At 72.5% G+C, this 20,700-nt stretch carries 19 protein-coding genes; 7 read left to right on the forward strand and 12 right to left on the reverse strand.

Going from position 1 to position 20,700, the window contains the following annotated elements; translation table 11 throughout:
* Positions 1-66: 66 nt before the first annotated feature.
* From ACIB24_RS02000 to ilvA, 6 genes are all read left to right on the forward strand, one after another.
* Complete coding sequence (locus ACIB24_RS02000; protein ID WP_398274388.1) at positions 67-1,461, forward strand: aminotransferase class I/II-fold pyridoxal phosphate-dependent enzyme; 1,395 nt, start codon at positions 67-69, stop codon at positions 1,459-1,461.
* Between the two features lie 43 nt (positions 1,462-1,504).
* The gene (locus tag ACIB24_RS02005; RefSeq protein ID WP_398274391.1) at positions 1,505-2,317 is read left to right on the forward strand and encodes a patatin-like phospholipase family protein; all 813 of its coding nucleotides are present in this window, start codon (positions 1,505-1,507) and stop codon (positions 2,315-2,317) included.
* Positions 2,318-2,361: 44 nt separating this feature from the next.
* Positions 2,362-3,396, forward strand: a complete 1,035-nt coding sequence (locus ACIB24_RS02010; RefSeq protein ID WP_398276707.1) for a 1-acyl-sn-glycerol-3-phosphate acyltransferase — start codon at positions 2,362-2,364, stop codon at positions 3,394-3,396.
* A 103-nt stretch (positions 3,397-3,499) separates the two neighbouring features.
* Positions 3,500-5,734: a HelD family protein gene (locus tag ACIB24_RS02015; RefSeq protein ID WP_398274393.1), complete on the forward strand. Its 2,235-nt coding sequence runs from the start codon at positions 3,500-3,502 to the stop codon at positions 5,732-5,734.
* A gap of 110 nt (positions 5,735-5,844) precedes the next feature.
* Positions 5,845-6,420: an NADPH-dependent FMN reductase gene (locus tag ACIB24_RS02020; protein WP_398274396.1), complete on the forward strand. Its 576-nt coding sequence runs from the start codon at positions 5,845-5,847 to the stop codon at positions 6,418-6,420.
* Between the two features lie 113 nt (positions 6,421-6,533).
* Positions 6,534-7,760 carry a threonine ammonia-lyase gene (gene ilvA, locus ACIB24_RS02025; protein ID WP_398274399.1) on the forward strand — a complete coding sequence of 409 codons (1,227 nt, stop codon included), beginning with the start codon at positions 6,534-6,536 and terminating at the stop codon, positions 7,758-7,760.
* Positions 7,761-7,764: 4 nt separating this feature from the next.
* Here ilvA and ACIB24_RS02030 read toward each other — a convergent pair whose 3' ends face one another.
* The gene (locus ACIB24_RS02030; RefSeq protein WP_398274402.1) at positions 7,765-8,445 is read right to left on the reverse strand and encodes a DNA alkylation repair protein; all 681 of its coding nucleotides are present in this window, start codon (positions 8,443-8,445) and stop codon (positions 7,765-7,767) included.
* A gap of 29 nt (positions 8,446-8,474) precedes the next feature.
* Between ACIB24_RS02030 and ACIB24_RS02035 the strand changes: the two genes are divergently transcribed.
* Positions 8,475-9,986, forward strand: coding sequence for a carboxyl transferase domain-containing protein (locus ACIB24_RS02035; protein ID WP_398274405.1), 1,512 nt, complete (start codon positions 8,475-8,477; stop codon positions 9,984-9,986).
* An 81-nt stretch (positions 9,987-10,067) separates the two neighbouring features.
* Here the strand turns inward: ACIB24_RS02035 and ACIB24_RS02040 are convergent, their stop codons facing one another.
* The 11 genes from ACIB24_RS02040 to ACIB24_RS02090 all read right to left on the reverse strand — a co-directional run bounded on the left by ACIB24_RS02040 (position 10,068) and on the right by ACIB24_RS02090 (position 20,556).
* A complete protein-coding gene (locus tag ACIB24_RS02040; RefSeq protein WP_398274407.1) occupies positions 10,068-10,820 on the reverse strand; it encodes a calcium-binding protein in 753 nt (250 codons plus the stop codon).
* A gap of 152 nt (positions 10,821-10,972) precedes the next feature.
* A complete protein-coding gene (locus tag ACIB24_RS02045) occupies positions 10,973-11,863 on the reverse strand; it encodes a MaoC/PaaZ C-terminal domain-containing protein (protein ID WP_398274410.1) in 891 nt (296 codons plus the stop codon).
* 7 nt (positions 11,864-11,870) lie between these two features.
* On the reverse strand, positions 11,871-12,347 hold the full coding sequence (locus tag ACIB24_RS02050; RefSeq protein ID WP_398274413.1) for a 4'-phosphopantetheinyl transferase superfamily protein: 477 nt from the start codon (positions 12,345-12,347) through the stop codon (positions 11,871-11,873).
* 7 nt (positions 12,348-12,354) lie between these two features.
* Positions 12,355-13,323, reverse strand: coding sequence for an alpha/beta fold hydrolase (locus tag ACIB24_RS02055; protein WP_398274416.1), 969 nt, complete (start codon positions 13,321-13,323; stop codon positions 12,355-12,357).
* Complete coding sequence (locus ACIB24_RS02060; protein ID WP_398274419.1) at positions 13,320-13,820, reverse strand: hypothetical protein; 501 nt, start codon at positions 13,818-13,820, stop codon at positions 13,320-13,322. Before ACIB24_RS02060 ends, ACIB24_RS02055 begins: the two co-directional genes overlap by 4 nt.
* Complete coding sequence (locus ACIB24_RS02065) at positions 13,820-14,743, reverse strand: ACP S-malonyltransferase (RefSeq protein ID WP_398274422.1); 924 nt, start codon at positions 14,741-14,743, stop codon at positions 13,820-13,822. The genes ACIB24_RS02060 and ACIB24_RS02065 overlap by 1 nt, the downstream gene beginning before the upstream one ends.
* Complete coding sequence (locus ACIB24_RS02070) at positions 14,740-15,597, reverse strand: nitroreductase family protein (RefSeq protein ID WP_398274425.1); 858 nt, start codon at positions 15,595-15,597, stop codon at positions 14,740-14,742. The genes ACIB24_RS02065 and ACIB24_RS02070 overlap by 4 nt, the downstream gene beginning before the upstream one ends.
* Positions 15,598-15,639: 42 nt before the next feature.
* Entirely contained in the window at positions 15,640-18,009 is a 2,370-nt protein-coding gene (locus tag ACIB24_RS02075; RefSeq protein WP_398274428.1) for a beta-ketoacyl synthase N-terminal-like domain-containing protein, read from the reverse strand.
* 134 nt (positions 18,010-18,143) lie between these two features.
* Positions 18,144-19,202, reverse strand: a complete 1,059-nt coding sequence (locus ACIB24_RS02080) for an aminomethyl transferase family protein (RefSeq protein ID WP_398274431.1) — start codon at positions 19,200-19,202, stop codon at positions 18,144-18,146.
* 47 nt (positions 19,203-19,249) lie between these two features.
* Positions 19,250-19,642, reverse strand: a complete 393-nt coding sequence (locus ACIB24_RS02085) for an acyl carrier protein (RefSeq protein ID WP_398274433.1) — start codon at positions 19,640-19,642, stop codon at positions 19,250-19,252.
* On the reverse strand, positions 19,639-20,556 hold the full coding sequence (locus ACIB24_RS02090; RefSeq protein WP_398274436.1) for an SDR family NAD(P)-dependent oxidoreductase: 918 nt from the start codon (positions 20,554-20,556) through the stop codon (positions 19,639-19,641). Before ACIB24_RS02090 ends, ACIB24_RS02085 begins: the two co-directional genes overlap by 4 nt.
* Positions 20,557-20,700 lie beyond the last annotated feature (144 nt).

The following is a 20,700-nucleotide window of genomic DNA, read 5'->3' on the forward strand; positions in this document are numbered from 1 at the left end:
TCGACCTGGTTAACCCTTGCCGCCAGCTCTCGCCCAAGGCAAGGGCCCTGACCAAGACTGTCGTACGTGTCGATCGCCTCGGGGGGTTCAGCGACCGGCCCCTGGACGGCGGCCGCCCTGGCCGCGACCATCCCCGACCGCTCGGCCGCCGGGATCGCCGCGACCGTGAACCGCCTGATCAGCACGGGTCGTCTGGGCCACGGCGAGCGCCTGCCGACGGTCCGGGACCTGGCCGCCGCCCTGGGCACCAGCCCCGCCACGGTCGCCGAGGCGTGGCGGGCGCTGAAGCAGGCGGGCGCGATCGTGCCACGGGGTCGGGCCGGGTCGTTCGTCGACACCCCGACGCGTTGGATGTCCCGCTACCGCGAGATGCCGGCCGCGCCCCGGGCGCAGCTGACGCTCGACCTGAGCACCGGCGTCCCCGATCCCGCCCTGCTGCCGGACGTCGGTCCGGCCCTGGGCCGGGTGTCCCGCCGCGCCACGACGTCCAACTACCTGGACCCGGCCGTCCTGCCGCCGCTCGAGGCGCGCCTGCGCGCGGACTGGCCGTACGACGTCCAGGCCCTGACCGTCGTCGACGGGGCGCTCGACGGGCTCGAGCGGGTCCTGCGGCTGACCGTGCGGCTCGGCGACCACGTCCTGGTCGAGCACCCCGCCTTCCCGCCGCTGCTGGACCTGCTCGACGGGCTGGGGGCGGTCGTCGTCCCGGTGGAGCTGGACGCGCGGGGGCCGCGCCCGTCGTCCCTGACCGAACGGCTCGCGCAGCTGCGGCCCGCGCGTCCCGTCGCGATGGTCCTGCAGCCGCGCGCGCACAACCCGACGGGCGCCTCGCTGACCCCGGCCCGAGCCGGGGCGCTGGCCCGCATCCTGCGTCGCGACGGCGGTGACGTGCTGGTCGTCGAGGACGACCACTCCGGCGCGATCGCGGCGGCCCCCGACGTCAGCCTCGGCCGCTGGCTGCCGGAGCGCACCGTGCACGTGCGCAGCTTCTCGAAGTCGCACGGACCGGACCTGCGGCTGGCCGCGCTGGGCGGGCCGCGGGACGTCGTCACCGCGGTCGAGCGGCAGCGGCGCCTCGGGCCGGGCTGGACGTCGCGGATGCTCCAGGAGGTGCTGCTCGACCTGCTCACGGAAACCGTTGCGGTGGAGGCGGTCCGCAACGCCGGCCGGGTCTACGCACGGCGCCGGTCGGGACTGGCCCAGGCGCTGCTGGAGCACGGGGTGCGGGTGGCGCCGGGTGACGGGTTGGCGATGTGGCTGCCGGTCGCCGACGAGCGGCGCGCGGTCGTGACGCTGGCCGGGGCGGGCGTCGGGGTGACGCCCGGGGCTCCGTTCCACGCCTGCCCGGACGGCGGCTGCCTCGAGGTGGGCGGGCGGGTGCGGCTGACGATCGGGACGCTCCCGGACGACGCCGCGCAGGTCGGCGAGCTGGCTCGCCTGGTCGCCGCCGCGGCCTCCTGATTGGCATGCGGGAGCGAGCGCGCTGCGCCATGCTGGTGCGCCTATGACCACGGCATTCGTCTTCGGCGGCGGCGGGCTGCTCGGCGCCACCGAGGTGGGCATGGTCCGGGCCCTCATGGAGGCGGGGTACCGGCCCGACCTCGTGCTGGGCACCAGCATCGGGGCCATCAACGGGGCCGTCGTGGCCGCCGAGCCCACGCCGGCCGCCGTCGAGGCCCTCACCGAGACGTGGCAGAACCTGGGCGACAGCGAGATCTTCGCCAGCCCGTGGAAGCGGCTGCGGGTGGCGGCCTCGACCCGCACGCACCTGCACTCGATCGAACCGCTGCGCAGGCTGATGCTCGACGCACTCGGCCCCCTGAACATCGAGGAGCTGGTCACCCCCTTCCAGTGCTGCGCCGCGAGCATCGAGCGGGCGGCCGAGACCTGGTTCAGCACGGGCCCTCTGGCCGACGCGGTGGCGGCCAGCTGCGCCGTCCCGGGGCTCTTCCCCCCGGTGGCCATCAACGGCGAGCACTACCTGGACGGAGGTCTGGTCAACTCCATCCCGCTCAGCCGGGCCGTCTCGCTCGGCGCGACCCGGATCTTCGTCCTGCACGTCGGGCGTATCGACCAGCCGCTCAAACCACCGCGGCTGCCCTGGGACGTGGCGACGGTCGCCTTCGAGATCGCCCGGCGGCACCGCTTCTCGTCCGACCTGGCCGCGGTCCCCGAGGGGGTGAGCGTCCACGTGCTGCCCGCGGGCGACGTCCACAGCCCGAGCGCCAACCTGCGCTACCGCGAGGTGCGGCACGTGCGCGGGCGTATCGACGAGGCCTACCGGGCCTGCGTCGAGTACCTCGACGGGCTCGAATAGTGTTACCCCCGAAGCTCATCCGGCGCCTGGTGCTGTTACCGGGGATGGTCGTGTTCGCCCTCCTGGCGATCATCACGTTCCCGGTCACCGCCGCCCTGGCCGCGCTCGGCAGCCTGGTCTGGCCGCCGCCGACCGGCTGGCCGCCCGCCCGCCCCTACCTGCGCTCGTACCTGCGCGCGCTGGCCCAGCCGCGGCCCCGCAAGTGGCGGCTGCTGCGGGTCCTGCTGGTCGCCGTCGTCTACCTGGCCGCCGAGCTCGTCGCGCTGAGCGCGCTCGGCTGGCTGTGGGTCCGCTCCGGGTTCGGCCGGCACCTGCGCGAACCGGCCAGCGAGCGGCGCCACTACCTGCTCGTGGCCTGGCTCCTCGACACGGTCTACCGGCTCGCGGAAAGCGTCCTGCACGTGCGGGTCCGGATCGAGGGCCCGTCCCCCGACGAGTACCTCGGCCGACCCCTCGTGGTGTTCTGCCGGCACGCCGGGCCGGGCGACTCGCTGCTCATCGTGCACGCGCTGCTGAAGCGCTACGACCGCGAACCGCGCATCGTCCTGAAGGACCTGCTGCAGCTCGACCCGGCCATCGACATCGTGCTGAACCGGTTGCCCAACCGGTTCGTCCGGGCCGGGCGCGACCGGCCGGTGGAGGCCATCGCCGACCTGGCCACCCGGCTCGACGGGAACGACGCGCTGGTCCTGTTCCCCGAGGGGGGCAACTTCACGGCCCGCCGGCGGGCCCGGGCCATCCTCAAGCTGCGTCGCCGGGGGATGCTCGCGCAGGCCGAGAAGGCCGAGCGGATGCGGCACGTCCTGCCACCCCGCACCGCCGGGGTGGTGGCCGCGCTGGGGGCCCAGCGCGACAACCCGGACCCCCCGGACGTGGTCTGGGTCGCGCACACCGGCACCGACCACCTGTTCTCGGTCGGCGACGTGTGGCGGGCGCTGCCGATGGACGTCGAGATCACGATGCGCTGGTGGCGGGTGCCGTTCGACGAGATCCCGGCCGACCCGCAGGCCCAGGGCGACTGGCTGTACGCCTGGTGGCGGCTCATCGACGACTGGATCGAGCAGAACCGGCCCGTGTGATCGATGCGTGTTCAACCGTCGGCAACGCATGAGGCGCCCCGGCGGTCCATACTGGTATGCCGACTTTTCCAGTCGACAGCCAGTCCACGAGGAGGCCGCGGTAATGGGTGCGGGCGAGCCCGAGCGCCAGATCGCGCTCGAGCAGGCCGTGGTGGGGGGCCTGTACGCCAGGCTCGACGAGCTGCGGGAACGCGCGGCCGACTCCCTGGAGCGGCTGCGGCGCGCCCCCGTCGTCCCCACGCCGGCCGGGCGGGCCGAGCGCGACGCGTTCGACGCGCTCTACACCGAGCGCCTCACCACGCTGCGCGCGGTCGAGGAGCGGCTCTGCTTCGGGCGGATGGACATGGCCGCGGTCGACGGCGTCTCCGAGCGCCGCTACGTCGGGCGCCTGGGCATGTCGGACGACGACCAGCTCCAGCTGCTGATCGACTGGCGGGCGCCCGCCGCGGCCGCGTTCTACCAGGCCACGGCGGCCGCCCCGAACGGCGTGGCCCGGCGCCGGCAGATCGCCACCCGGGGCCGGTCCGTGACCGGGGTGGACGACGAGATCCTGGACGACTCGGGGCTGGACGACGACACCCGGCAGAGCGTGACCGGCGAGGGTGCGCTGATGAGCGCGCTGACGGCGCGGCGCACCGGGCAGATGCGCGACATCGTGGCCACGCTCCAGGCCGAGCAGGACGCCATCGTGCGGGCCCCCATGTCGGGCGTGCTGGTCGTGCAGGGCGGGCCGGGCACCGGCAAGACCGTCGTCGCGCTGCACCGGGCCGCGTACCTGCTCTACACCTACCGTGAGCGGATCGCCCGCAGTGGCGTCCTGGTGGTCGGGCCGTCGCCGGTCTTCCTGCGCTACATCGAGCAGGTGCTGCCCTCCCTGGGCGAGACCGGCGTCCTGCTGTCGACGCCCGGCCAGCTCTTCCCGGGGGTCGACGCGAGCGGGCCGGAACGGCCGGAGGTCGTGGCCGTGAAGGGTGACCTGCGGATGGCCCGGGTGCTGCGCAACGCCGTGCGCGACCGGCAGCTCGCGCTCGACGCCCCGGTCAAGCTGTCGCTGGACGGCGACGGCCTCACCCTCTCGCCACGGCTGGTGGCTGACGCCCGGGGCCGGGCCCGCCAGACCGGGCGGCCGCACAACGAGGCCCGGACGACGTTCGTCCGGCATGTGCTCGACGACCTCACCCGGCAGCTGGCCCGGGCCCGTCGGATCGACCCCGACGAGGAGACCCGGCTCGAGCTGCAGGCGGAGTTGCGGGAGAGTGTCGACGTCCGTCGCGAGATCAACCTGCGCTGGATGCCGTTGTCCGCCACGGGTTTCCTGGCCACGCTGCTGAGTTCCCCGACCCGGCTGCGCGCGGCGGCCGCGGGGGTGCTGAAGCCGGCCGAGATCGATGCGCTGGTGCGGCCCCCGGGCTCGCCGTGGACGCTGGCCGACGTGCCTCTGCTCGACGAGGTGGCCGAGCTGATCGGCGCCGACGTCACGTCGTCCGTGCGGGACGCCCGCGCCGCGGCGGCCGCGGCCGCGGAACGGCAGGAGGCCCTGGAGCACGCCCGGCGGGTGCTGGAGAGCGCCGGTGAGGCGGGTTCGATGATCAGCGCCGAGCAGCTGGCCGACCGGTTCGCGGGGTCGGGCCCGACGATGACCGTGGCCGAGCGGGCCCGCGACGACCGCACCTGGACGTTCGGGCACGTCGTCCTCGACGAGGCCCAGGAGGCCTCGCCGATGTTGTGGCGGCTGCTGGCCCGGCGGGTGCCGTCGCGTTCGATGACCGTGGTCGGAGACCTGGCCCAGACCGGCTCGGCGGCGGGCGCGTCGTCCTGGGAGGAGATGCTGGACGGCGTCGCGCGCGACCGCTGGGAGCTGCGCGAGTTGTCGGTCAACTACCGGACGCCCGGGCTGATCATCCGGCCGGCCACCGAGATGCTGCGCGCGGCCGGGGTGCCGGTGCGTCCGGCCCGGGCCGCCCGCGAGGGCGAATGGGCGCCGGTGCTCGTCGCCGTGCCGGATGCCGGTTACGCCCAGGCGGCCGCGCACGCCCTGCGCGACGACGACGCCCTGCTACCCGGGGGTCGCTTCGCCGTCGTCACGCCCCGAGGCCTGGACGGCTCGCTCGGTGCCGAGGTGCTGGCGCAGCTCGCGCCCGAGTTGGCGGAGCGGGTCTCGGTGCTCGACGTCGACGCGGCCAAGGGCCTGGAGTACGACACGGTCGTGGTGGTCGAGCCCGCGGCGATCGTGGAGGGCTCGGCGCGCGGCGTGAACGACCTGTACGTGGCGCTGACCCGGCCGACCCAGCGGCTGACCGTCCTGCACGCGCGTCCCTTGCCGCCGGGGCTGGCCTGATCACGACTATTGCCGGGATTCCTCGAGCGGAACTCGCCCGATCCCGGCATCCGCGGTGATCTCGGCCCGAGGCGGGGAATAGGCGTGGGGTCGCTGCCGCTCAGATAGTTGTGACTTCAACTACCTCGCGCCTCGCCGTCGTCATCGCCAGCGCCCGTCCCGGCCGCGTCGGGCACCCCGTCGGCACCTGGATCGCCGAGCAGGCCCGCGCCCACGGCGGCTTCGACGTGGACGTGGTCGACCTGGCCGAGCTCGACCTGCCGCTGATGAACGAGCCCAACCACCCCCGGCTGCGCGACTACGTGCACGACCACACCAAGGCCTGGAGCGCGACCGTCGACGCCGCCGACGCCTTCGTCTTCGTGTTCCCCGAGTACAACCACGGCATGACCGCCCCGCTGAAGAACGCGCTGGACTACCTGCACGAGGAGTGGGCGCACAAGCCGGCCGGGCTCGTCAGCTACGGCGGGGTCAGCGCCGGACTGCGGGCCGCCCAGCAGGTCAAGCAGGTGCTGGCCGCGCTGAAGATCACCCCGCTGACGGACGCGGTCATGATCCCGTTCGTGGGCGGCATGATCGACGGCGAGGGCGCCTTCGCGCCGAGCGACATGGTCGCCGGCAGTGCCAAGACCATGCTCGACGAGCTGGCCCGCCAGGCCCCGGTGCTGGCCCAGCTCCGCGCCTGACCCGATGCTGCGTTCGCGCATGATCACCGAGACATCGCGGTGATCATGCGCGAACGCATGATTGCCGCCGTGATCATGCACAAACGCATGATGGCGGTGGCAGGCTGAGCCGCATGGTCGAGCTGGTGACGGCGGCGGACGTCGAGGCCGCGAACGAACTGCTGGCGGGCATCGTCCGGCGCACGCCGACGGTGCACAGCCGGGCGCTGTCGGAGCGGCTCGGCGGCGACGTCTGGCTGAAGTGCGAGAACCTGCAGCGGGCCGGGTCTTTCAAGATCCGAGGGGCGTACACCCGAATGTCCCGCCTGGGCAACGCCGCCCGGCACGGCGTGGTCGCGGCCAGCGCCGGCAACCACGCCCAGGGGGTGGCCCTGGCCGCCCGGGAGCTCGGGCTGCCCGCCCGGGTGTTCATGCCGCACGGCGCCCCGCTGCCGAAGCTCGACGCCACCCGGGGCTACGGGGCCGAGATCGAACTCGCCGGGTACTCCGTGGACGACGCGCTCGTCCACGCCCAGGCCTACGCCGAACGCACCGGCGCGGTGCTCATCCACCCGTTCGACCACGCCGACGTCGTGGCCGGACAGGGCACGGCGGGCCTGGAGATCCTCGCGGCCCGACCCGATGTGCGGACCGTGCTGGTCCCGGCCGGGGGCGGTGGGCTGATCGCCGGCATCGCCACCTACCTCGCCGAGCGCGCGCCCCACGTGACCGTTCTCGGGGTCCAGGCCGAACAGGCGGCGGCCTACCCGACGTCGCTGGCCGCCGGACGTCCCGTGCCGCTGGAGACCGACGGCCGCCCGATGCCGACGATGGCCGACGGCATCGCGGTGGCCCGGCCCGGCGACGTCCCGTTCGCGCTGATCGAGCAGCACGTGGCCGAGGTGGTCACGGTCAGCGAGGAGCTCATCTCGCGGGCCATGCTCGTCCTGCTCGAGCGGCAGAAGCTGCTGGCCGAACCCGCCGGCGCGGTGGCGGTGGCCGCCCTGCTCGACGAGAAGATCGCCGACCGACTGGAAACCCCTGTGGTGGCGGTGGTCTCGGGCGGCAACGTCGACCCGCTGCTGCTGATGCGGCTGGTCCGGCACGGCATGGCGTCGGCCGGCCGGTACCTGCGGGTACAGGTGCGGGTCCCCGACCAGCCGGGCTCGCTGGCCGGGCTGCTGGCCACCCTGGCCGAGACCGACGCGAACGTGCTGGAGGTCGAACACGTCCGCACCGGGCCGCAGCTCGCGGTCAACGACGTCGAGATCGCCGTGTGGGTCGAGACCCGCGGCGACGCGCACTGCGCGACGGTCGTCGAGACCCTCCGCACCGCCGGGTACGAGCCGCGCACCGAGTGACCGTTCAGAGGTACTTCACCGCCTCGCGCCGCGTCACCCCCGACATGCGCTCCAGCCGCGGTTCCACCCAGGCCCGCACCAGGTCGGGCCGCCGCTTCGACGCCGAGCGCAGCACCCACCCGATCGCCTTGCGGATGAAGAACTCCCGCTCCTCGAGCATCGCGTCCGCGTAGCGGGTGAACCGGGCCCAGTCGCCCGCACCGGCCCGCAACGCCCGCTCGTGCACCAGCAGCGCGCAGCGCCGCACCCAGAAGTCCTCGTCGACCGCCCACCGGTCGAGCACCGGCGTCAGGTCGGCGCCGTCCGCCTCGAGCCGGGTGACCAGCGGCCCCGCGCAGTCCCCGGCCAGGACGTCGACCAGCGCCCACGTGTGCGACTCCCGCACCAGCCCCTCGACCACGGCGAGGTCGCGCGCCTCGAGCTGCGGGACGGCGTCCACCAGCACCAGCGCGGCGGCCAGCCGCAGCTCGAACACCGGCCGCGCCCACAGGCCCTCGACCAGCGCCAACGCCTCGGACCGGGTCGTCGCCTCGCGCCGGGCCCGGCGGGCGGCGGCGCGCACGGCGGCCACCGTCGCCCCGAAGAACTCCAGCTCGGAGTGCAGGTAGGCCTTCGAACCCTCGGCCCGCTCCGGCGTCCCGGCCGCGCGCAGCTCCGCGGCCACCTGGTCGACGGGCTCCAGCATGCGGACATCCTGCTGCAAGACTGGTCCTCGTGACCTCCCGACTCGGTGCTCGTGAACTGGTGGAGCGCGTGCTGGACGCCGGGAGCTGGGTCGCGTGGGACGAGCCACCGGTCGTCGTGGGCGAGATCTCCGACGGCTACGCCGCCGACCTGGCCAACGCCCGCGCGAAGACCGGGCTCGACGAGGCGCTGATCACCGGCGAGGGCCTGCTCGGCGGACGGCGGGTGGCCCTGGTGCTGGGCGAGTTCGACTTCCTGGCCGGGTCGATCGGGGTGGCCACGGCCGAGCGGTTCGTCCGCGCGGCCGAACGGGCCCGGGCCGAGGGCTTGCCGCTGATCGCCTCGCCGACGTCCGGCGGCACGCGCATGCAGGAGGGCACCGTCGCGTTCCTGCAGATGGTGAAGATCTCGGCCGCGGTCGCCGCGCACCGGGCCGCGGGCCTGCCGTACCTGGTCTACCTGCGCCACCCGACCACCGGTGGGGTGATGGCGTCGTGGGCGATGCTCGGGCACGTCAGCGCGGCGCAACCCGGTGCGCTGCTCGGCTTCCTCGGGCCGCGCGTCTACAAGGCGTTGCACGGGGAGGACTTCCCCGAGGGCGTGCAGACCGCCGAGAACCTGTTCGCCAACGGGTTGATCGATGCGGTCGTCGACCCGGAACACCTGCGGGAGATCGCGATCGAGGCCCTGGCCGTGCTGGCCCGGCCCGAGGGCGCCGCTGCGCAACCGCCGCCGCTGCCGCCCGGTGACACGGTCGACGACCCCGCCGAGCTGCCCGACGTCCCGGCCTGGGACTCGATCACCCGGACCCGGAACCCGCGCCGCCCCGGCGTGCGGGGCCTGCTGAAAGTCGCTGCCAGTGGCGTGGTTCCGCTGAACGGGACCGGGCGCGGCGAGAGCGACCCCCTCATGTTGCTGGCTCTGGCCCGGTTCGGCGCGGCCCGCTGCATCGTGCTCGGCCAGGACCGGCGCGGGGGTGCGGACCGGGCGATGGGGCCGGCCGGGCTGCGGGAGGCGCGGCGCGGCCAGCAGCTGGCCGCGGAGCTCGGCGTCCCACTGGTCTCCGTGGTCGACACGGCCGGGGCGGCCCTGTCGCGGGAGTCGGAGGAGGGTGGTCTGGCGGCCGAGATCGCCCGTTCGCTGGCCGGTCTCGTGATGCTGGACGCGCCGACGGTGTGCCTGCTGCTGGGCCAGGGCGCGGGCGGCGCGGCCCTGGCCCTGCTGCCCGCCGACCGGGTACTGGCCGCGCAGCACGCGTGGCTGTCGCCGCTGCCGCCCGAGGGTGCGTCGGTGATCGTGCACCGGACCACCGAGCACGCCGCCCAGGTGGCCGCCGACCAGGGGGTGCGCTCCCGGGACCTGCTGGCCCACGGCATCGTCGACCGGGTGGTGCTCGAGAAGCCTGACGCCGTCGACGAACCCGAGGACTTCCTCACCCGCGTCGGCGCCGTGCTCGAGCACGAGCTGCTCACCCTCACGGCCCAGGACGACGCCATGCGCCTCGCCGCCCGGCTGGGCCGCTACCGCACCCTCGGCCTCTGATGCTCATGCTGTCGAAATGCACAGCCCGGGGTCGGCTCCGGCCGCTCGGAATGTCCATTCCGACAGCATGAACGTAGATGCCTACTGTCGCACCGAGTCCCGGCCCGGACCGCCGGAGATCGTGTCCCGGCCCGGGCCACCGCTGATCGAATCGTCGCCCGAGTTGCCGAAGATGATGTCGTTGCTCGAGTTGCCGTAGATCACGTCGTCACCCGGGCCGCCAGCGATCTGGTCACCGCCGCGGCCGCCCGCGATCCGATCGGCGCCCTCATCACCCCGTAGGTAGTCCCGTTCCGGACTGCCCAGGAGCATGTCGGCGCCCGGGCCACCCACGAGCGTGCTGCCGTGCCCACGAGCGCCCAGGACGTCGTCACCCGCGCCGCCGCGCACCGTGGCCAGCGCCTCGGTGACGGCCAGGTCGTCCTCGTCACCCAGCTCCACCACGAGATCCGGCCCCCCGTCAGGGGACTCATAGGTGTCGCACACGACGACCGTCGGGTCAGCGGCGTCGGGGTGGGAACAGAGCCGCCCCGTTTCGATCGGCACCACGTCGTCGATGCGGTAGTGGGCGATCGAGAGGCCGGCGTCGGTCCAGGTTACGGTCACGGAGACGTCGTTCGCCTGACCGGGAGCCGCGCGGTAGGCCGCGACCGTGGCATCGTCCGACACTGCCGCGATGGCCGTGTCGTCGACCGCCTCCGCCCCTGGAACCGCGAAACAGCCGGCCAGGAACGACCCGGCGATCGCGCCCCACATCACCGCACCGGCTCGCACCGGCGTCGAGGTGATGGCCCGGCCCCGCCGCATGTCCATGACGTTAATCGCGTCAGGCACCGCAGGACACCCCTGCCGCCGACGTTCGCCGGATGTTCACCACGCCGAGCCACACGGGCCGGAGTCACCCGCCCCTACTGCTCATGCTGTCGGAATGCACACCCTTCAGGCCGTTTCCGCCCCTCGGAATGTGCATTCCGGCAGCATGGGCATTACTTGCGCAGGCTGAGCGACCCGCCGCGCATGACGGTGCGCATCTTGCGGTTCACGACCTCGAAACGGAGGTCGACGCCGCCTTCGGCCTCGTCGACGTCGTACTTCACGGTCAGCTTGTCCCCCGGGAACACCGGCCGGGTGAACTCGATCACCAGACCGGTCGAGTGCACGAACTCCGGGAACTTGGCCTCGAGCGCGTTCGCCGACATCGCCAACGTGCACATGCCGTGCAGGATGGTGCCCGGGAACCCCGCGTTGCGCGCGTAGGCGGCGTCGAGGTGGATCGGGTTGCGGTCGCCCGAGGCGTCCGCGTAGCGGGGCGCCAGGTCGCGGTCGATGGACAGCGGGATGCTGCCGGCCGGCGGCTTGCCCACCCCCGCGGGCGGCTCGCCCGGCGCGTACGCATCGTCGATGATGGGGTTCTCGCAGGTGGAACCGACCAGCAGGGCGGTGACCAGCTGGCTGTTGACCTCGACGCCGTCGGCCCGCACGGTGCTGGCCAGGATGGTGCACACGGTGCCGAACGGGCCGCCGCGCAGGTCCGCCACCGACGCGGTGACGGTCAGCTCGTCACCCGCCGCGATCGACTCGTGCACCGTGAACCTCTGGTGCGTGTGGACGACGCCGGTCGGGCCGACATCACCCGCGACCTCGTCGACGACCTCGAACAGCAGCGGCGTGAGCGGTACGAAACCGAAGGCGGGAGAGGCAACCTCACCGGCGATCCGGTCGGTGCGGGTGTCACCGGTGGCCGCCGCGTAGGCCGCCAGCTCCTCGGCCGACACGGAGTAGTGCCGGACCCGCGACTGCCCGCGGATCTCGTCGCCGTTCACCACGATGGGCTCCTGCCCGGTGGCCGAGGCGATCATCGACATTGCGTCACTCATCAGGTACTCAGTCCTTCCAGAAGCAGACGGCGGCGAACATGTGACCGTCCTGCGTCAGATAGCTTCCTGCACCGCGGATCTCACCCGGGCCCGGGAGCAGCCGGGCCGCCCGTTCGGCGCTGCGCCCGGCCAGCGTGCAGCTCACCTCCACGGCGAGTTGTGAGCCGGCCCCGACGTCGCGGACGAAGTCGTCGAGCAGGCGACGCGCCTCGGCGGGCACCGCGTGCGCGGGCGCGTCCGCCGTGCCGATCGACTGCCAGCGGAACCCCGCGGGCCGTCCACCCATCGCCTTGATGGCCGACTCCTTCAGCGCGAAGACGGCGGCCAGCCGGGCAGGTTCGAGCCCCACCCGGCCGATCTCCGCGTCGTCGCACACCCGACGCACGGCCGCCGCGCCGTACCGGTCGATCAGCTCGGCCACGCGACCGACCTCGGTCACGTCGACGCCGAGCAGCACCGGAACCTGCACGAGCGTGCCGATCACCGCCGCCTCACTGCCCGGTCGAACCCTGCTCGATCGCGTTGACCTCGGCCGCCGCCTGCTCGATGGCCTGCTTCTGGGCCTCGGCCTGAGCGAGCTGCTCGGGTGTCATGTTCGCGACCAGCTCGTTCAGGAAGGTGACCAGCTCCCGGTAGAAGTCGTCGGGCTTCTCGAACATCGGCGCGTGGCCGCACTCCTCGAACGAGACCAGGCGCGCGTTCTTCATCCGCGGCAGCGCCCGTTCCCAGTCCTCGACCGGGGTGATCTCGTCGTGCTTGCCCCAGATGAACAGCTTGGGAGTGTCGATCTCCATCACGATCTTGCGGGAGTTGTACCGACTGATCGCCCGCACCGCGCTCATCATCGAGGTCAGGTTGTCGGGCTCGGCGAGCTCCTCGACGACCTTCTCGTACCGCTCGGGGTCGATGTCGTGCGCGTTGGGGTCGTAGAGCAGCTTGCCGAGGAACTTGTCGGCGAACTCGGTCGGCGACGTGACGTCCTGCGCCAGGTTGCGCGCGAACTCCTGCACCTTCAGGTTCAGGCCGGGCGCACCGGAGGCGACCAGGCCGGCCGTCTCGTCGGGGAAGGACCGGGCGAACTCGAAGGCGATCAGCCCGCCCAACGAGTCACCCGCCACGACCAGCGGCTGCGAGGTGTGCTGCCGGGTGGCCTCGAGCAGTCGGGCCGCGACCCGGTTGATCGAGCGCGCGGTCTGCCGGTCGATCAGGGAGATCGACTCGGTGAACTGGATGACCGGCCAGCCCTCGGCGTTCAGCCGGTTGTAGATGCCCTCCCACATCCAGTCGCCGACGAACAGCGCCGGCAGCAGGACGACGGTCAGCGGCTTCGTGCCGGGCGTGTAGTTCCCGGTGAAGACCTGCGTCTCCTCGTTGACCGGGTTCTCGGCGTTCTGTTTGGCTGCCTGGTTGATCACCTGGTTGATCGCCTTGTCGCGACCGTAGGCCTGCCACCACGTCATGGGAGGTTCACCGTTCCTTCGCTGTACCTGGCGACGAGCGCCATGGCCCGACTCCGGGTGTGACTGATGCTGAGCTGCCAACGACCCTCCACCCCGGCGAACGCCGGAGACCCGAGGTGGAGTGCCGGTGGATGAGGACCCAGACAGCCGGGGCCGTCGGGGCAGTCCCCGCGGTCGGGGAGCACCTCGAGGTGCGCCAGACCGATGTCGCGCCGTTCCCGCAGTGCGGCAACGGGTTCCAGGTCGAGCAGGGTGGCGACGGCCAGTTTCGCGGCCAACCGGCCCGCCCACCCGGTCAGGTCGTCCCGCATGCCGCACAGCCGCTGCTCGGCGTTGGAGAAGACCAGGCCGGTCGGGCAGCCGTGCAGCAGGTCGCCGAGACTCTTGGCGCCGTCGACGGCGACCACCTCGGTCCGGGTGGCCAGCAACGAGCCGGCCGGGGCGAGCGCGCCCGCCAGGCCCCGGGCGTCGACGGCGGACGCCGTCATCGTGCCCATCAGCCGGCCCGCTCCGTGCGCAGCCGGCGCAACGCCCGCGGGTCGTGCATCGCGACGCACGACAGGTCGGGCTCGATCGCGCGCACGAGCGCGGTGAGCACCTTGCTGTCGCCGGCCTCGACCATCAGGTCCACGCCCTGCGCGACCGCCGCCCGCACGTCCTCGACCCAACGCACGGGGCCGGTGAGCTGGTCGACCAGGGCCTGCCGGGCGTCGTCCGCACCCGTCGCGACCGCGCCGGTGGTGTTCAGCACGACCGGGAACCGCGGCTCGTTCATGGTCGCCGCCGCGACCACCTGCTCCCACTCCGGCACGGCCTCGGCCATGAGCGGTGAGTGGAACGCACTGCTCACCGTCAGCCGGGTCGCCTTGCGGGCCCCGGCCTCCAGCGCCAGCTTCTCGACGGCCTCGACGCCGGCCACCTCGCCGGACACGACGATGTTCTCGGGGCCGTTCACCAACGCCGGGACGACGACGTGACCGGACCGCTCGCACAACGCGCGGACGTCGTCCGGCGCCAGCCCGAGGATCGAGGCCATCGTGCCGGGGGTCTCGATCAACCCCATCAGCCGCCCGCGGGCGGCGACCAGGCGCAGCCCGTCCTCCAGGCTCAGGACGCCGGCCGCCACCAGGGCGTTCAGCTCGCCGACGCTGTGGCCCATGGCCAGGACCGGTTCGTGCCCCTCCTCGCGCAGCGCGGCCAGGGCGGCCGCATTGCTGGTGAAGATGGCGACCTGGGCGTTCTGGGTGAGCGTGAGTTCGGGCGTCGGGCCGCGGAAGCACAGCCCGCGCACGTCACGCTCGAGCACGGCGTCCGCGGTGTCGAACACGGCCGACGCCGCCTTCGAGCCGCGTTCCAGCACGCGGCCCATCCCGACCTTCTGGGTGCCCTGGCCGGGGAACATCACGCCCAGCACAGTCATTCGCGCGTGCCCTCGAAGGTGTTGTACGACAGCTTCGACGCCAGGGGCTGGCGCAGGGCCGGCTTGAAGGTGCGCTTCGTCGTGTAGGCGACCGGCAGCAGACAGGCCTGCGTCACGCCGCCGGGCAGTTCCAGGATCTCCGCGGTGAGGTCCTCGTTGGCGAGGTGGTTCACGGTCAGGGTGCTGCCCAGACCGCGGGCCCGCAGGGCCAGCTGGAACTGCCACACGGCGGGGTAGATGGTGGCGAAGAAGCCGCTGTAGATCCACAGTGCGGAGGGCACCCGGCCCTCCAGCCCGGTGGCCGGCCCTCGGGCCGCGGCCTCCATCGCCTGCACCCACTGCCGCCCGACCATCGCATCGTCGTAGCGCACGCCGGTCACGCACGGCACGACCATCAGCGGGACGCGGTGCATGTTGTCCGCGAACCACTGCGTGGAGTCCTCGATCTTGCTGTACTTCGCGTTGCTCTCGGTGGACGCCTTGAACCGGCGGCCCGGCCGCTTCGCGCCGCGGGTCGTCTGCAGCCAGGTCCGGCGGTAGACGTCGGCGATGGCCTCGATCTTCTTCCGGTCGTCGACGACGATCCAGTGCCACCGCTGGGTGTTGTGTGCGGTGGGGGCCTGGAGGGAGATCTCCAGGCACTCCTCGATGACGTCGAGGGGCACCGGCCGGTCCATGTCGAGGGTCTTACGGTTCGACCGGGTGGTGGTCAGGAGCCAGTTCGTGACGTCGAGCTCCTCCGGGGTGGGGGTGCCGTCGTCCCAGATGCTTCCGCCCGGTGGGCGCGAAACGGCCGGCGGGCTGCTCGGCTCCTCGCCGGGCAGCACCAGCCGAGCGTTCGTGTCAGTACTCATGGAGAGTGAGCTCCTCCGATGTCCTCATCGAGAGCCGGTTGGTCAGACCGACGTGAACAGCGCCGCGCCGAACGCCGCGGACGGCGTGGTGGCGGTGGCGATCGCCTTGTTCACGTCGGCACCGGTCTTGGGCTCGGTGACGTGCGCGAACGGGTACTGCGACGAGGGGTTGGTGAGGTTGGCCGTGGCCGGCACGACGCCCTCGGCCACCGCGAGGATGGCCGTGAGCATGTTGATGCCGCCCGAGGCCGCCTCGCACTCGCCGGTCAGCGACTTCGGGGCGGTCAGGTTCAGCTCGGGGCCGAACACGGAGCTGAGGCCGGCCAGTTCGGCGTCGTCGCGGTCGGCACCGGTGCCCGAACCCGCGACCAGACCGATCTCCGCCGCGTCGGTGCCGCTGCGCGAGAGCAGGTTCTTCAGCACCCGCTCGGCGGTGGCGGCGTCCTGCTGGTGCGAGACGCCACCGTGGGCGACGCCGCCGACCTGCGCGTAGGCCTTGCCGCCCCGCGCCTCGACGATCTCCTCGGCCTCCAGCAGGATCGCGACGGCCGCCGAGCCCAGCACGGTGCCCGAACGGTCCTGGTCGTAGGGCCGCACGACGCCCTCGGCGGACAGCTGGTCGTGCTTGCTGCGCTCCATCATGACGGCCTCGCAGAAGTCGTCGATGGCCAGCAGCACCAGACGGTCGGCGTGGCCGGTCTTCAGCAACTGCAGGGCCGAGTCGAGCGCGATCAGCGCCGACGCACCGCCGGAGGCGATCGTCGTTGTCGGGCCGCGCAGGGTCAGGGCCTGGCAGACCGCACCGGCCGCGGCGTTCACCGTGGCGTTGGCGAAGCTCAGGGCGCTGGCCCCCTCGGGGCTCTGCATGCCGATCATCAGCTCGACCGCGGTCTCGATCGGGCCGTAGCCGGTCGCGAAGATCAGGCCGACGTTCTCGCGGCCCGGGCCGTTGGTCTTGAGACCGGCGTCCTGGAAAGCGAAGGTCGTCGCGGCCAGGGCCTGCCGGCCGTAGCCCGCCAGGTGTCGCCACAGGCTGGCGGCGGCCAGCGGCTTGGCCCCGAGCGGGAACGGCTCGACGCCGAACTCGGTGCCGTACTTCGCCGCGTCGAACGAGGTGATCTTGCCGATCGCGCTCTCGCCCTTGGCCACACCCTCACGCCAGGCGTCGACGCCGAGACCGAAGCCGGACACGACGCCCAGCCCGGTGACCAGGATCTTCCGGTCGGTCGTGGTCTCCTCGGCCCGGTTCAGCCGGCCCGGCTTGGCCAGCACCAGCGAGCAGTTGTTGCCGCCGAAGGCGTAGTTGTTCGACAGCGTGATCTGCACGTCGGCCGCGCGACCCTTGTGCGGGATGAAGTCGTAGTCCTCGGGAGCCTCGCCGTGGAAGTTCACCGTGGGCGGCACGACGCCGTTCTGGATCGCCATCACGCAGGTCACGGCCTCGATGGCCCCGGAGGCACCGAGGCTGTGGCCCAGCGCCGCCTTGGTCGCGCTCATCGGGACCTCGCGCACCCGCTCGCCGAAGAAGGAGCGCATCGCCTTGCGCTCCATCCGGTCGTTGGTCGGGGTGCCGGTGCCGTGGCCGTTGACGTACGAGACGTCCTCGGGGGTCAGGTCGGCCTCGACCAGCGCACGGCGCACGGCGCGCAGCGGGCCCTTGCCCGTCGGGTCCGGCGCGGTGGCGTGGTAGGCGTCGGCCGAGAGCCCGTACCCCGCGACCTCGGCGAGGATCTTGGCCCCGCGGGCCTCGGCGCTGGCCTTCGTCTCCAGCACCAGGAAGGCCGCGCCCTCGCCCAGGCTCAGGCCGTCGGAACGGCTGTACGGCGCGGTCGGCTCGTCGGAGATCGCGCCCAGCAGCTCGAAGCCGAGGTGCGAGCCCTTCTGCAGGTCGTCGACGCCACCGGCCAGCACGATGTCGGCGGTGCCGTCCCAGAGCATGTCGCGGCCGGTGCCGACGGCGTTGCCGCCCGCGGCGCAGGCGGTGGAGATGAGGACGCGCGGACCGGTCAGGCCGAAGTGGTTGGCCACCTTGTCGGTCGCCTCGTGGAAGGGCAGGTAGGTGCCGACGGTCGGCCCCGCCGTCGCCTGGCACTGACCGACGACCATGCCGAACTCCTTGTCGGCGATCGTCGACAGGTCGAGGCCGCTGTCCTCCAGCGCCTGCTTGGCAGCGACCAACGCGAGCGCGTTCATGCGCACGCCGCCGGTGTCGGCGCCCTCGGGGAGGCCCTCGGCCACCCATTCGTCCTCGACCTCGCCGAGGTACACGCCCTCCATGCCCACGAACTCGTGGTCCGTGGCCAGCCGGACGCCCGACTTGCCGTCGACGAGGTTCTGCCAGTACTCGTCCTTGTTACGGCCCAGCGCGTTGATCACGCCGATGCCGGTGATGACTACCGGGACCTTCTTCATCTCACGGACCTTCCTTGAGCCGCGGCGGCGGTGCCGTCAGAGGGGGGCTCTCGTCTGAAGCTGTGGAGGGGTGCGGTGCAGGGCCGGTGCGCCCGGCCGTCGTGGGGACGACGGCCGGGACGCCCCGGGGTGGATCAGCGCCGGTTCCAGCTCACGGGCAGGACGTACGGGGCCGCCAGCGTGGTGAGCTGCGCACCGCCCGCCGCGGTCAGGTTGAGGTGGGGGGCGACCAGGTCCTCGCGGAGCCGGACGAGACCCACGTAGTCCTTACGACCCGGGGAGTAGAGGGAGTTGACGACGGTGCCGACCTCGGTACCGCCGATGCTCACCGGGGTGCCGACCTCCTGCGGGGCGGAGGTGGCGTAACCGACCACGTCGGCCCGGCCGCCGGCCTCGAACGCCTCGAGGACGGCGTCGCGGCCGAAGAACTCCTCCTTGGTGATGTCGATCAGCCAGGCGTAGCCGTTGGCCAGCGCGGAGGCGGAGGTGTCCTCGATGTGGATGACCGGCTGGCGGATCTCGAACATCGCGGCCTCGAGGGCGGTCTGACCCGCCGCCTGGATCTCCAGGCCGTTCCAGACCGCGGCCACGTCGTCGACCGACACGAAGATCTTGTAGCCGTACTCGCCGGTGAAGCCGGAGCGGGAGACCAGGAGGTCGGCGCCCGCGAACTCGACCTCCATCAGGCCGGACAGCGGCAGCGCACCGAGGTCGGGCTCGATGGTCTCCTCCAGCGTCGCGGCGCCCTGCGGCCCCTCGACCAGGATGATGGTGAGCCGGTCGTTGATGACGCTGACCTCGGCGTCCAGGCCCTGCTCGTCCTTGAGGGCGGTCAGGTGCGCGGCGGTGGCCGGACCGGTACCCGTGCTGGTCTCGAGCCGGAAGCCCTCCTCCGCGTAGTAGGCCACGACCACGTCGATGGCCTTGCCGTCGGCGTCGAGCAGCAGGCTGGACAGCGACTGCTCGGGGGTGACGAACTCCAGGTCGCGGGCGAGCGCCATCTGCAGCAGGTCGTAGGCGTCGGCACCCGTGATCTCGAGCAGGCCCGCACCCGAGAGGTCGAACTTGGCGACGTTCTCGCGGATCGCGGCGTACTCGGCCTCGAGGTCACCGAAGGTGGTGGCCACCTCGGCGGCACCGATCGTGGCGTACTCGGTGGTGTCGGGGAACTGGTCCTTCAGCGGGGAAACCATGGGAAACCTCGTCGTTCTCGTGGAAAGGGTTCGGGGGGAAGGGGGGCTCAGGCCTGCAGGGCGCTGGCGTCGATGCCGGTCTTCTCGAGGATCATGGCCTTGATCCGCGCGGCCTCCTCGGGCGGGAGCTCCGACTGCTTCTCGAGCATGTAGCCGAGGAAGGCCGAGACGGAGCCGAAGAGGGCGGTGTTCTCCTCGTAGACGGGGGTACCGAACTCCTGGTCGATGGCCATCGACAGCTCGAGCGCGTCCAGGCTGTCCAGCTCCAGACCGCGGCCGAACAGGGCCTGGTCGTCGGTGATCCAGTTGGCCGGGATCGGCAGCTCCAGGCGGTCGACGAGGACCTCCTTGATGCGGTCGGTCATCTGTCGCCACTCCGCGGCCTTCGCGATCGCAGCGTCGAGCTCCGCGGTGGCGGGGGCTTCGGTGGAGGTGGTCATCGGACGTTCCCTTCAGTGGCTGATTCGGTGCTGGGGCTGCTGTCACCGGCGGGGGCGCCGGGTCGCTTCATGGGCTTGACCGGACGGCGGGTCGCTCCGCTGCCGCCGGACATCCGGCGCCGCTTGGTGTCGTCCTGACGGGCGAGCAGGCCGGTCTTGGGGATGACCATGCCGAGCGAGGCGCCGCCGTCGACGGCGATGTCGGCGCCGGTGATGAAGGACGCCTTGTCCGAGGCGAGGAAGGACACCACGTAGGCGACCTCCTCGGGCTCGGCCCCCCGGGCCAGCGCCGTCCCGTCGATGAAGGCCTTGCGGGCGTCGGGGACCATCTTCTTCGTCATCGCGGTCTCGATCAGCCCCGGCGACACGGTGTTCGCGCGCACGTTCCCGAGCGCCAGCTCGGTGGCGATGCTCTTGGTGAACGAGGCGATGGCCGCCTTCGACGCCGAGTAGTTCGAGACCGCCGGATAGCCCCGCGCGGTGATCGACGAGAGCGTGACGATGGAGCCCTTGCGGTTGAGCGCCATCAGGCGCGCCGCCTCCTTGCAGCACAGGAAGGTGCCCGTCACGTTCGTCTGCATGACGATCTCGAAGTCGGCGGTCGTCATCTGCAGCATCGCCTTGTCGACCGTGATGCCCGCGTTGGCGACGAGGACGTCGAGCCGGCCGTAATCACGACGGATGGCGCTGAACATGGCGCGCACGGAGGCCTCGTCGCCCACGTTGGCCTGGATCGCCACCGCCTTGCCACCGGCCGCCTCGATGGTGGCGACCACGGACTTGGCGCCGACCTCGTCGCTGTTGTAGTTCACGAGGACCGTGGCGCCCTCGGCCGCCAGGTCGATGGCGCACGCCGCACCGATGCCCTTGGAGGCACCCGTGACCAGCGCGATCGTCCCCTCAGAGAACAGCATCGGTCACACCTCCGACCTCGACCGGCCGCTCCGTCCACCCGGTCTGCGGGCAGGTTTCAGGGGCTGTCACAGAACCTCCGTTGGTCTGCAGCGGGCCTGCGGATGGTCACGGCGACGCTGCCGTGACGAGGCCCACCGGTGTGT

The organism is Spongisporangium articulatum (assembly GCF_044465595.1).
GTDB classification, from domain to species: Bacteria; Actinomycetota; Actinomycetes; order Actinomycetales; family Kineosporiaceae; genus Spongisporangium; species Spongisporangium articulatum.